This is a genomic window from Protofrankia sp. CiP1_Cm_nod3 (assembly GCF_982290655.1).
This window is the reverse complement of sequence record NZ_CEVIVD010000044.1, coordinates 10,197-23,445: the sequence shown is the minus strand read 5'-3', so window position 1 is coordinate 23,445 and position 13,249 is coordinate 10,197. Positions and strand designations below refer to the sequence as shown.

The 13,249-nt window shown below is 72.3% G+C and carries 7 protein-coding genes; 1 reads left to right on the top strand and 6 read right to left on the bottom strand.

The window, feature by feature from the left end; all coding sequences use genetic code 11:
- A partial coding sequence (locus tag AC5LUJ_RS11040; RefSeq protein ID WP_493464896.1) for a vWA domain-containing protein occupies positions 1 to 1,655 on the top strand: 1,655 nt, incomplete at its 5' end.
- Positions 1,656 to 1,684: 29 nt separating this feature from the next.
- Here the strand turns inward: AC5LUJ_RS11040 and AC5LUJ_RS11035 are convergent.
- From AC5LUJ_RS11035 to AC5LUJ_RS11010, 6 genes are all read right to left on the bottom strand, one after another.
- The gene (locus AC5LUJ_RS11035; RefSeq protein WP_493464895.1) at positions 1,685 to 4,549 is read right to left on the bottom strand and encodes a hypothetical protein; all 2,865 of its coding nucleotides are present in this window, start codon (positions 4,547 to 4,549) and stop codon (positions 1,685 to 1,687) included.
- A complete protein-coding gene (locus AC5LUJ_RS11030) occupies positions 4,546 to 4,920 on the bottom strand; it encodes a hypothetical protein (RefSeq protein ID WP_493464894.1) in 375 nt (124 codons plus the stop codon). The genes AC5LUJ_RS11035 and AC5LUJ_RS11030 overlap by 4 nt, the downstream gene beginning before the upstream one ends.
- A complete protein-coding gene (locus AC5LUJ_RS11025) occupies positions 4,866 to 8,201 on the bottom strand; it encodes a hypothetical protein (protein WP_493464893.1) in 3,336 nt (1,111 codons plus the stop codon). Before AC5LUJ_RS11025 ends, AC5LUJ_RS11030 begins: the two co-directional genes overlap by 55 nt.
- Entirely contained in the window at positions 8,198 to 9,220 is a 1,023-nt protein-coding gene (locus tag AC5LUJ_RS11020; RefSeq protein WP_493464892.1) for a hypothetical protein, read from the bottom strand. The genes AC5LUJ_RS11025 and AC5LUJ_RS11020 overlap by 4 nt, the downstream gene beginning before the upstream one ends.
- Positions 9,221 to 9,228: 8 nt before the next feature.
- Positions 9,229 to 11,187: a hypothetical protein gene (locus AC5LUJ_RS11015; protein ID WP_493464891.1), complete on the bottom strand. Its 1,959-nt coding sequence runs from the start codon at positions 11,185 to 11,187 to the stop codon at positions 9,229 to 9,231.
- 41 nt (positions 11,188 to 11,228) lie between these two features.
- Positions 11,229 to 13,249, bottom strand: a 2,021-nt coding sequence (locus AC5LUJ_RS11010) for an AAA family ATPase (RefSeq protein WP_493464890.1), incomplete at its 5' end; no start/stop codon positions are given.

The window sequence follows — 13,249 nt, the reverse complement described above, 5'->3', positions numbered from 1 at the left end:
TGCCGGCAGCGTCCGCGGCCACCCCGCGGCCGGCCGCGCTCCCCCCGGAACCGGCCCCCGACCCGCAACCGGGCGTCCCGCAGATGGACCGCGCTGCTGTCATGGCCGCGCTGCACGTCGACGACGTCCCGGCCGACTACGTCGTCCTCGTCGACACCTCGGCGTCGATGGCCGCCGGTGGGCTCGCCGGCCAGGTGAGCCACTTCCTGCGGGGCTTCGTCGCCGGCCTCGCGCCCAGCGACCGTTTCGTCCTGATCGGCTTCGACGTCGCCCCGGCCGTGCTCTACGCCGGCCCCGCGGCCGGCGCGGCCGGCGCGGCCGACCGGCTGCCCCGCGTCCCCACCGGGACGCACACCGACATCGGCGCCGCCGTCAGGGAGGCGGTCGACGAGCTCGGCCGGCACGACGCGTCCCCGGTGGCCGCAGTCTTCCTGCTGACCGACGGGCGGCATCAGCCGCCTCCCAACAGCGGCTTCCCAACCGGTGACGACCGCCCGTGGCAGCTGCTCGGGGACGACGCGCGGCAGCGGCTCGACGTCACGAAGGTCCACGGCTACGGCGTCGCCCTGCGTGACGACGATCAGGCGCGGGACGGAGCCGGCCAGCTCAAGCGGGCGCTGCCCACCACCACGGTGCTCGCGCTGCCCACGGGCCAGCTGCCCGCCTACCTGGACCGTGCCAAGGACGACACCCGCCGGCGCAAGGCCGCCAACCTGCTCGAGGCCGACGTGCGCGGGCAGGTCGTGGTCTCCTGGGACCCACAACTGGCCGACGTGGACCCGGCGGCGTCCCCGCTCGTCACACAGGTGACGCTGACATCGCGGGAACGGTGGCTCCCGCTGGAGCTCACCGATGTCTCGGTCACCTCGTCCGACCGGGACGTGTGGGCGGACGGCATCCCGTCGCGGATAACTCTGGAACCGGGACACAGCGTCACCGTTCCGGTCACGCTGAGCTGGAAATCGCACACTACCGGCCGGCTCCGCGGCTCGAGAACTGTCACCAGCGAGCTACGCCTGGGCGCGAATATCGACTCATCGTGGCGAAACGTTACTGAAAGCGACTTCAAGCTGCCGCTCCAACTACGCCTCGCCGGCGAGAGCAGCACCCTGTACGGCTCGAGCCGGGCCGGCTGGAACTTCGCCGGGCTGCTCCTGCTCGCCCTGCTGGCGGCGGCGGGCCTTGGGGCGGCCGTCGGCGGCTTGCTGTGGTGGTATCCGAAGCTGACCGGTGTCCTGTCCGCGGAATGGCCGGACGGCCAGATCGTACGGGCGAAGCTGTCCGGGCGGAGAGTACGGATCGGCCCGGGGCGGCGGCTCGACGTCCCCGGCCTCGGATCGGTGCGTGGCCGGCGGGCCAGGAGCATCGGCGAACTCCGTCGAACCGACATCTTCGTGTGCTACCAGGCGCCGCGCCCGGCCGGCAAACCGCGTCACCAGACGCGCCGGGACGGGAAAACGCGCTACCAGCCGCGCCGGCCCCGGAAACCGCCCCGGCTCCGGTTCTCCCCGGGCGACTCCTGGGTCATCGGAGACACAACCTTCATCTATACCGGGGCTGGGCAGGCGGACGACCCGTTCGCCGTGTTCTTCCGCGACCGTCCGGGCCCCCACAGCGGCCCGGACAACGGCCGCGGGAAGCGCATCACCCGCTGACAGAACGTATCGAACAGCCCTGGGGGCTTTCAGTCGTCATCCCCCGGGAAACGGATGGAATGGCGCGCGCGCAGCGCCCGCTCACGTTCCGTCAGCGCCTGCGCGAGCCCGGCATCGGCCTCCCGCAGGAGCCGTTCGACGCCCCCCAGCCCGCCCAGGCTCTTCGTGATCGCCTCGTTGGCCGTCGCGTGGGCCCGCAGGGCCGCGGTGAGCTGCTCGTTCTCGGCGACCAGCCGCTCCAGGGCGGCCGTGGCACCGGCCAGCTCCCCGGCCAGCCGGCCGTGCTCCTCCTTGGCGCGGGCGATCTCCTCCTCCCGGGCCCGGATCCGCTCGGCCCACTCGTGCTGGGCGGACGCGGCCTGTGCCAGCAGCCGCTGAAGATCCTCCCGTAGCTCCCCGAGCTGCTCGTCGGTCAGCCGCAGCAGCCGCCCGGCCGCGAGCTCCAGCGCCCGCTCCGTCTCGGCCACCGGGGTGGCGAAGACCTCCGCCCGCTCGGTGAGATCATCGTGCTGCGCCCGCAGTGTGTCGAGGAAGCCGGCGACCTTCTCGGCGTGCCGGAGCTCCCCGACCCGGGCCCGCAGCAGCTCGTACTCGGCGGCGCGGTCGAGCAGCCCCCGTTCGATGCCACGGCGGCGGTCCAGTTCCGCCCGTAGCGCCGCGACATCCGCCGCTGCCGACGCCTGCTCGGCCGCGGAGCGCAGCAGCTCCTCCTCGGCCGGGATACCGGCGTCGGCCACCGCCAGCAGGCCCGGCAGGACCTCGACGAGATCCTTCGCTGTGGCCAGGGCGGCGTCGAGGGCCACCACCACGCCGAACGCCTCCGCCGGGTCGGCCTCGCCGGCCCCGGCCTTCACCGCCAGCACAGCCTGCCGGAATGCCGAACGCAACGCGTCGAGCGCCGTCACCGGCGCATCCGGAGAGGCGGTGATCGCCACCTCCCCGGGCCGCGGCTCGGCCCAGGGGTCCTCAACCACCATTCCTCCGTTCATCCCCTGCTGACGGCCTGTATCCCGCCGCCGGCCCCCCGCCACGCCCGGTCTGGGACGGCACAGGCGGAGGTCACCCGTTCTCCCCACCGCCGCCGGAGCTGAGGGGAGAGGCAGGACCCGCGCCGGCCCACCGGCGACCGGGTGCAGGACGAGTGCGCCAGGCCCGAACCCGGTGCGGACGGCCCGCGCCCCCACGTGGTAGCCGCCCGATGGCAGATCGTCCCGTAACGGTATCCGGACCGGAAAACGACCACCGTGACCAGCCGGCTGGACGTCGACAAGCACCTCACGGCCGTGGGAGCCGTCGACGGTCACCACGACCGGGACGTCGCCGGCCTCGGCCCGTTCCAGTGGGAGAGCACCCGGTGTAGCGACCACCAGACTCCCCGCGGCCAGCAGGCCGTCACGGACCTGGTGCACCCGCAGGCTCAGGGCATGCGGGCAGCCCTCGGCCGCGGTCACCCGGCCGGCGGCCAGCACCGCCGCCCCACGGGCCGCCGCGAGCTCGGGGCGGTCCACCGCCAGTGGCACCGGGATGCCGCCCCGGCCGAGCGCGGCCAACGCCCGGCCCGCGGCCCGCGACACCGCGGCCCGCACCGGCGGCAGCGCGCCAAGACCACCGACGGTGAGCACATCCAGCCCGTCGCCGGACGCTCGAGGCGAACCGCCGCCACTCTTCCCCGGCCCATCGGGAGTGCCGGGAACCGGGGGGATGCTGTCGAGCAGGTCGGCGCGGCGGGTCAGCAGGGCGACCACGGCATCCTCGATCGTTTCCATGACCGGATCGAGGCAGCCGGTCACATCCGCGGCGGACAGCCGGTAGCCAGCGCCGAACCGGTAGGCACCCGCGTCCCGCCAGCGTGGCTGCTCGGCCGCGGCGGCGAGCACCCGCACGGCCCGCTCCTGGCCGCGGGCAAGATCCTCGGCGAAGACGCGGAGCAGCCGCGCGGCCACGATGTCCGTGGGCTCCCGGCCGTGGACGCGGGTGTAGGCCAGCCGCACCGCCGCGGCCGCGAAGGCCGACCCCGCGGTACCGGCGCGGGTCTCGGCGTCCAGCAGCCGGACCGCACGCTCCTGCGTCTCGCACAAGGCGGCCTGCACCCGGTCAGCGCCGACATCGCAGACGAGCAGCAGCCGGCCCGGCCGCGGCGCCCCGCCCACGGCGGGGCCGGCCGGGCCCGTCACAGCCGGCCCCGCTCCTGCCACTTCCTGTTCTGTATCTAATACGTTCGGTGCCGTCGTGGGCAGGCTGTCAAGGCCGGGGGCACGGTCGGCGACCGACCAGGCCGCGGCGCAGAGCGGTGCGCTGACCAGGGCGCGCACCGGCAGCCCGAGGTCGTCGGCGAGCAGGCGACGCAGCCCGTTCCGGGCGCCCTTCCCCTCGGACGTGCGCTGCCAGCGCTCCGGCACGGCGACGACCATCTGACGCGTGGCCGAGACACCCCGGCCATGGCCGGACGCCCCGCCCCGGGCCCCGGACCCGTCCAGGGCTGTGCTCCCGTCCAGGGCTGTGCTCCCGTCCAGGACAGTGCTCCCGTCCAGGACAGTGCTCCCGTCCAGGACAGCGGTGAGGAAGGCACGCGCGGCCCGCGCCGGGCCGCGGGGTGACCGCCAGCCGTGCTGCCCCCAATAGGCCTCCGGCGTCCCGAGCAGGTCCAGGAAGCCGGTGAGCGCCCCGGCATCGTGCCCGACGGCGTCGCGGCCGGCCAGGCTGTCCGGAGCGGAGGTGCCGTCGAAGGCAGCGCGTCCGACGAGCACCCGCGGCCCCGCCCAGGCGACAGCGGTCGCGACCGGCGCGTCACTGACGGGATCGAACGGCGGCAGGTGGCCCGCGTCATCACAGACAGCGATCCTGGTGCAGACGGACCCCAGGTCAAGGCCGACATGTCCCGCGCTTCCGCTCATGGTGACTTCCGCCATAGAAGAAGTTCGGATCCGGGCGAGACGTTCCCGCGCGCTTCCTCCACCGGCCCGGATCCGCCGAGCGCCGGGATGTCCTTCGACCCGGCCCGGGTGAGCGCCCCGTTGTGGGCACCCGAGGCGGAAAACCACCGGAAGTACCCGGCGGCCTGGCCCCAGCCGTCGGGGAGACGGGCGAGGAGAGCTGGCAGCAGCGCTGTGCCGTCCTGTAGGTCCAGGCGGCGGGCGAGCTGCAGCAGCGCCCGCAGCCCGTCCGGAGACCTGGCCGGATCCGGTATGTCGGCGGGAGTCCGCGCCTCGATCAGAAGCGTCCGGAACGGGTCGAGTATCCGCGGCGGGTCGCCGATGCTGTCCATCCGGTCGAGCCAGTGCCGCAGCCCTTCGACCGAGCCGGCCCGCATCTCCTGGATGGCGACCTCCAGGGGGCCCGGTCCGCGCGGCGCAGCCCGCGGTCGACCTCGGGCCAGCGGCGCTCGCCGGCCGGCGACCACCCGTCGGCGCAGAACTCACGGGCCAACGCGACAGCCCCGGCCTGGACCCGGCGAAACCGGGCGGCGCCCTTCGGCTTCCGGCCCAGCAGCCCGCCGAGCACCCGGTCCAGCCGGCCCTGCTCGCGCAGCCGCCGCGCGTAGGAGCGGGTGTCCTCCACATCGAGCAGAGAACCATCGGCGAGCAGGGCCTCAAGTGTCCTGATGTCGTCGTCGTCCCCGCCGGAATTCCCGGCGAGAACGTCGTCCACCCGGCTCGACCACTTCTCCATGGCCGTCTCGGGCTCCCGTACCGGCTCGAACAGCATGTTCTCGAACATCATGGAGACCCGGAAGCGCTCATCCGGTATGTCCAGATTCAAGGGAGCGCTGTCCCGGGCAAGTACGTGGACGATGTCGCGGGTCTCGTGGAACAGGGTCCGCAGCAGCAGGAGACGGCGGTAGTAGGCCCGGGCGAGACCCGACCGTAGCGGCGGAATTCCGGGCAGGTTCCGCCACTCCACCACATGTCGGCCCGACCCGGCCGCGCCATCACCGAAAGCGATACGAAAACGCTCGATCCGATCGCCGTACGCCCAGGTGCAGGCGCTCAGCGATGAACACATCCCTATCGGCAGGAGCGCCAGGACGGTGTCGAGAAAAGCCAGCCGCAGCCGCAGCGGCACGGACGGCACCGGAGGCGCGGACGGCACCGGGAACACTGGTGTGGCAATGGTCACCGGCCCGTCGAGCAGGAGCGCCGCGGTGGCCGCGACCGCACCGAAGCCGAACGTGTCGATAGCGTCGGCGATGGCCGTCGACGTCGGCGCCGCCATGCGCAGCAATTTCTGCGGAGCATCCGGCGTGCGCATCCCGCCCTGCGCCGCCTGATAGAACCTGGCTATTCTGGGACGAGCCCTGACAAATTCTTCGTGGGACGCATAACAACACCACAAGAATTCACCCCGGCCAAGCCGGCCGGCAGGGGCGTGGAAGGCAACGGCCACGTTTTTCATGACATCGCCGAAGAAGGAGACCTCCCCCAGCGTCAGGGCACCACCCGTCGGCGGCGCGGGCCGGTAGTGGGCTGCCAGCCAGGCCATATCGCGGACATCCCGCCGATCGGGATGATCAGCAATCATCCATTGCACCTCGAGGCCGACCTGAGCGCCCTCGGGCAGGCTGTCGGTCACCGCCTGCCCGCCGTCACCGCCACGGCGCAGCAGCCCCAGCCGGCGTCTGGACCGGCTCTGCGCCGTCTTCAGCAGCCGCTTGCGCACGCCGCTGTCGATCTCGATGTCGGGCCGCTCGAGGAAGCTGGCCCACTCGTCCCGCCGCCGCACGTCGAACCGCTGGCTCGCGGCCGTGAGCCAGTCCTCGAACACCGGCAGCACCTGGTCGAACCGCCCCCGCCGGAGGGCCCGCTCCAGCAGCACCTGCACCCCCGGGTCACCGGCCCCGTCCGGCCCGCTGAGAGCGGCGATGTCGTCAGCGCCGATCATCTGCCGGAACGAGGAGGTCTCCAACGCGCGCAGGACCCGCAGCACATTCCTGGACGCCGGATGGTCGGCGGCCTCCAGCCAGCCCAGCAGCCCCAGCAGGGTGCGCCCGCCCGACGGGGCAGGCGCGTCCCACCCATCGGCCGGCAGCTCACGCTTCATCTGCCTGACCAGCAGATGGATCGTGTACGCGCGGTCGGCCGCCAGCCGGTCCCGGACCATCCGCCAGCCGTCCGCGTCGTCCCGATGATCGAGTGTGGAGTCGACCACGAGATCGCGTATCTCCCGCCCGACCTCATCGGCGCCGCCGTGCAGCAGCAGGAAGTCAGCAAGAATCTCCGGGAGGCAGCGCAGCCGCTCTGCCATACCCACCAGCGCCGTGAGCAGCCGGCTGTCGGCGTCCACCTCGACAAGCTGCCGACAGCGCTCGAGCAGCGCCGGCAGCGCCGCCGGGACCCAGTGCTTCCTGACCAGCTCGATGTCGGTGGCGATCGCTCCGCCCGCACCGAAGCCGCCGGTCCCCAGCAGGAAGACCTTCAGCAGCTCGGCCGCCAGATAGTCGACAGGAGGCAGCGAACGAAAGTGCTCCCGTATGCTCTCGGCAAGGGCCTCCGGCGGGGCGGACGCATCTTCCTCGGGCGTCTCTTCCGTGAGCGCATCCCGCTCTGTGGCCAGCGAAGACGGCGAATTCCCCCGGGTCTGGCCGAGCAGTATCTTTCGCTCCGCCACGGCGAGTGCCTCGACAATTTTGTCCGGCTGGTTGAAACTGTATGGCTTCTCGTCCTCGGAGAGCCAGCGCAGAACGGCGTCGGTTCCCCACCCGTCACGCAGCCGTTTCAGGTTCACGGCATAAACACGGCTGGGGCTGTGGTCGCGGCCGGCAGCGTCATCATGGCCGTCGACGACGGCGTTGACATCCCGTGGGTCATCCGGATCGATCTGCCCGGCGCCGTCCCGCAGATACTGGGTGAACGCCAGCCGGATCCGGTGGCTGGTCCGGTTGTCCACCCAGGTGCCCGCGGACAGCGTGGCCCGGACGCCCGCGGGCAGCAGTGCGGCCACCTCGTCGAAGAAGGCTATCCGCTCCTCAAGCGAATACCTTGGCGACACGTAACCAGGAGTGAGCGTGACCGGCCCACGGAGCAGCGCCGCGGCCACGGCCCCCACGGCCGCGGCCGTCCGCGGATCCAGCAGCCGCTCCCGGACACTCGAGACCTCTTCGTCACGTGACCGAGCCGACACGATGAGCGGCTCGTCGTCGTGCTCGGGGAAGGGCCGCTCCTCAACCGCCCGGTACAGGGCCAGGTAGCTGCCGAAACACCGTTCGAAGTCGTCCAGCGGCAGGCAGAAGAAACGTGTCGGGACGATCGGGCGGCCGGCCGCGTCCACCGGCACCGTCGGCTCCCGCGGCCACTCGCGGATCGCGGCCCCCACATACCGGACGGTGGCGGCCGTGGCAAAGGTGAACGTCACCCACGGCAGCGCGTCCGCTCCCTCCCGCTGTTCCTCCCCAACGGGCGACCTGGGTGATCCGGGTGAGAAGTGATTGACCATCTTGGCCATGCTCCCCGGGCGGAGCCGGCCGGTGGAGCCGGATCGTAGCAGGCTGTAGTCTTCCCGCTGGCCGGGAGCTTTACCGATCAGTGCCCAGTCGAGAGCGACCTCGCTCATCGGTACCCGTCCGCCCTGCGGATCCGGTTCGCCAGCCCCACCAGCGGCTCAAGGACATTCATCGGCTGCGGCCGGGCCCGAATACGGAACTGGCCCCGCTCGCTGACGACGTTGGCATAGTCAGCGGGGTCGAACCGGCCGTTCGGCCCGATGTAGAAACCGATCGAGGAGGTCGCGTGGAAGCTGATACGGTCCAGGTAGAAATTCGACAGGATGCTGTCACGAATGTGCTGAGCGGAGTTGTCGGGCCGTTCCTGGCAGAGCATGCTGAAATACCGGCGTGCGACTTTCTGTTCGATTCTCGGCCGGCCGGGTTTCTCCGCCAGCACCGCGAGGTCACGAGGTGTCATCGCCCGGCCGAGCACCCGGGGATCGTCGAACTTCGTGATGCAGACCGCAAGCTGGTGGGGCAGCCGGTTGCCGACCAGCTTCCCGTTGGTGAACGTCCTGCTCACCACCTCGTCGAGCATCTGGTTGAAATACTGGAAACCGTTGCCGTCATCCTCCTCCCGGATCGGGTCGAACAAATAGATGATTCCGTCGCAGGTGACCAGATGCTCCACGAGCTGCTCCTTGGCGACCTCGTCACGCGTGCCCAGGCCCGGCTCGCCGCGCACCTCATCGAAGTCGAGCTCGTCCACGTCCGCGTTCTCGCCCTTGTCGTCGCGCGTCCACTGGTCCTCGAACAGCCGGCCGGAAACGTCCAAAAACTCGAGAGCGAATTCTATATGACTTTCGTTCGCATGGTTCTGCCCGAGAAACGACCAGCTCAGCCGGGTGTTGGTGCCGACCTGGGTACCCGCCGGAAACATACGTTTGACGGCGAGTACGTTCGCGAGCTCGGACAGCACGGACACCGCACCCGCATCCTTGCTCGTGACCCTCCAACTGGCCCGGCTGCGCGCCTGTTCGGCGGCGAGCTTCAAAGCGCCCAGATACGTCGTCTTCCCGCTGTATGTCGCGCCCCACAGACCGATGCGCATGTCAAAGCGCGGCCGGTCGAATGCCGGCTGGTCCACCCGCGGGCTTACCATGCGGCACCGCCGGAAGCCACGCTGCCGGTGCCGGCACCCGGCCGGGCCGCGCTGGAGGGCTCGGTGGCCGGGCCCAGCAGCGGCACCGGCAGCGTGCGCTCGCCGTACCCGGCGAGCAGCCCCAGCGCCGAGGCCAGCCCGGCGGCGGACACCCCGTCCAGGGTGAACAGCCCGTCCGCGCCCAGCTGGCGCCATGCCTCATCGGCCCGCGCCCGCGCGGACCCGCCGGCGCGGGCCGGGTCGACCTCGGGCATACCCCGGATGGCCACCCTGCGCATACCGTCCCGTACGACCAGTTGATCCATCTCCGTCCTCCAGTCGTGACGGGCCGGGCAGGGCACCGTGAGGTCGTCGTGCTGCCGCACCGGATGCGGCGGCCGGGCACCGATCGTGACAAGACAGTGAGCGGCGCCGTCGCGCCACCACCGCGTCCCCGCCGACTCGTTCAGGACACGCAGGGCATCCTCGACAGGGGCGGCGAAATCGTAGCGTGGCTCACTCGGCCGCCATCCGTACAGGGCCGTCAGCACACCCGCCGCCGCCATCGGCGCCGCCAACCGCACCACCGGCCGCTGCGACCCGCGCCAGTCGAGCAGGTTGTGATCGTCATAGCCGATCAGGCCGACCATCACCGCAGCCGGCTCCGGATGCTCCTCCCCGACCAGCGTGAGCAGGTCCACGACCACCTGGAAACGGGCCGCCACCGCCTCCGGCGTACCGCCGAGCTCGAGCGCGAAGACCACGTCGACCTGCTCGGCGCCGAACTCGGCGGGGACCTCGTTCAACACGCCCGGCCAGGTCCTGCCGCCACCGCGCAGATCCGCCGGATGCAGGAAGCGCACCCGGCCGGGCCCGTCGAGCGCGACCCGGACCCGCACGGGCGTGCCGGGCTGCGGCGCGCACCGCGCCAGGGCCACCGGACGCCACTGCCGCGGGTCGTCCCCCACCGGGGCGACGACCGCCAGCGCCAGCTCGTCCGAACGGGTCGGCGGCGCCAGCACCGTGACCTCGGACTCCGGCGCCAGCTCCGGCTCGGCCGGCACCACCGTGTCGGCTTCGAACAGCGGATGCGTCACCAGACGTACCCGTCGGGTGACATGATCGACCTCGGCGAGGGCGAGTGCGTAACCATGCCGCAGCGGCGCCCGCCGCAGCATCTCGTCCAGAGTGCCGCTCACGACGGCGACCGGTTGCTGGCCGTCGGCCAGACCGGCGTGGACGAGGCTGTCCACGAGTGCCTGGAGCGCGTCGTCCACCATCGGCCAGCCAGCGACCTGCCGGACCAGCGGCACCACGCTGGACGGGCCGATCGTCGCGAGCACGTCGTGCAGCGGCTGGAGAGCCGCCGGCCAGCCTTTATAACCCACGGTCACGATCGGGTCCACCCGGCCACCGCCGTGAGCCCCGATCCCGCCGGCCAGCCGCAGCCACTGGCTGTCCGGTTCCGACGGCAGCCCCGGGAGCAGATCCGACCAGTTCCATGTCCGCTGCGGCCCGAGCCGCTGGGGGACACCCAGATCGTCGGCGCCGACGCCGGTCACCGCGACCGCGTCCGGTGTCAGTTCGACGACAGCCGCCTGCCTGATCTCGCCGCTGACGATCCGGTTCAGCAGCCGCCCGACGACCACGCCGGCCGGCGCCATGGTGGGCGCCTCACCCACCTCGCGCCGGGCGGCGTCGATCTCACCCGGCGCCGGCGGGCCGCCGCGGACCACAGCCACCAGCCGGCCGGCCAGCCCCGGATCGCCGTCACCGAGCGCGTCGACGACCCGGGCCACGGCCCGCAGGTCGAACCGGCGGCGTGCCGCCGCCAGCCGGGCACCGAACTCCCGCTCGAGACCGGCAGTGATCCCGCCCAGGACGTAACCGCCACGCAGGAGCCAGCCGCACCCCCGGCACCGCGCCGCCGCCCCGCACGGCAGCGCGCAGACCGGGCAGCATCCCGCTGCCACCGGCCCATCACGGCTGTCGTCAGACCCCGGCACAAGCCCACTCACCTGGGAGGCCCGGCGGGCACGTCATCGGGCAGGAACGTGGTCAGCGCGTCCCGGCCGGCCCCGTCCGGCAGGCTCAGCGTGCGTTCGGCCAGCCGCGCCTCCATCCGGTCCAGCAGGGTGCGCACCGCGCGCCCGTTACCGAAGTCGTCCAGCCGGGCGGAACGGGCCGCCCGCAGCCAGCCGGACGCCCGCGCCCCAGCCGCTGGTGACAGGGTGTACCCGGCGTCCGACGCCATCCTCCGCAGGATCTCCGCCAGCTCCTCGACGGTGTAGCCGGGGAACTCCACCCGCTCGGTGAACCGCGAGCTCAGCCCCTCGTTGCGGGCGAGGAAGGCGTCCATCGCGGCCGGGTAGCCGGCGGCGATGACGACCAGCCGGCCACGGAGGTTCTCCATGGCCGGGACCAGGGTGTCGACCGCCTCCTGACCGAAGTCGTTCTCGCCGCCCCGGGCCAGGCTGTACGCCTCATCGATGAACAGCACCCCGTCCAGCGCCTCCTGGATGCGTTCCTCCGTCCTCGACGCGGTCTGACCGACATAACCGGCGACCAGACGTTCCCGGGTGACCTCGACCACATGTCCCCGGCCCAGCAGCCCGAGGGAGTGCAGCATCCGGCCGAGCAGCCGGGCGACCGTGGTCTTGCCGGTGCCCGGCGGGCCGACGAAGAGCAGATGCGGGGCGAGCACACCGTCCGATCCCAGCCGCTGCCGGTGCCGCAGCCTGGCGACCAGCCCCCGCAGCACGTCCTTCACCGCGCCCATGCCGACCAGCGTGTCGAACTCGGCCAGCACCTCCTCCACCCGGGGAACGGCCCGACGCAGATACACCCGGTAACGCTCAGGGATATCCGCGGGCCGCAGCGGCTCGGTCAGCACGGTTTCGGCCGACGCGGCGTCCAGCCGGGCCACCCCGCCAGCGGGGAACACCCGCTGCGACCACTCGTCCCGCAGCTCCGCGGCCAGCTCACGCATGGTCCGGGCGTTGCCGAACGACCCGTCGCGGACCCGGTGCAGACCGGTGACGGCCTGCCGGAGCTCGTCGGCCAGCTCCGGCGTCCAGGCGAGTTCCGCCCGGGTGAGCTCGCCGAGCAGGATGGCCAGCAGCTCGTCGGGGGAGAAATCGGGGAAGTCCACGACGTTCGCCGCCGGGAACCGGCTGCGCAGGCCGGGATTCGAGCCGAGGAAGTCGGTCATCCGCACCGGATAACCGGCTACGATCACTACCAGACGGTCCCGGTCGTTCTCCATCCGGGTGAGCAGCGCGTCGATCGCCTCCTGGCCGAACCCGCCGGCCTGCTCGGTCAGCCGGTACGCCTCGTCGATGAACAGCACCCCGTCCAGCGCCTCGTCGACCAGCCGGTTGGTGTTGATCGCGGTCTGGCCGACGAACCCGGCCACCAGGTCGGACACTTCCGCGGAGACGAGATGGCCGCGGCGCAGCACGCCGAGATCCCGGTAGATCTCACCGACGAGCCGGGCGACCGTGGTCTTGCCGGTGCCCGGATTACCGGTGAGGACCAGATGCAGCGCCTGGGCCTCGGCGCGGCCGGCCCGCCCGACCGCGCGGCGGGCGTCCTCCAGCGCCATCCGCCTGGCCAGCCTGCGCAGATGCTCCTTGACTGGCGCGAGCCCGGTCAGCTCGTCCAGCCGCTCCCAGACATCGCGGCCGTCCGGCATGGCCGTGGTGAGCTCGCCACGGGCCCGCAGCTCCCGCGCGCTGAGCGGGATGCCGGCCCGCGCGAGCCCGGTCAGGCTGTGCAGCCAGCGCCGGGCACCGAGCGCGCCCTCTCCCGCCATCGCCGCGGCCAGCCGCGGGATCTCCGCCCAGTCGGCGACACACAGCCCGTGACGCAGCCGGACCAGGTGGACCAGGCGTTCCAGCTCGGCCGCGGTGGGCTCCCCGACCTGCGCGCAGGCCCGTCCCGACCGCCGCTGTGACTGGTCGTCGAGGAACTCGGCCAGGGTCGAGTAGCCGCCGAGCCCGCGGACCTCCTCGACGACCCGGTCCCAGCCGCGGT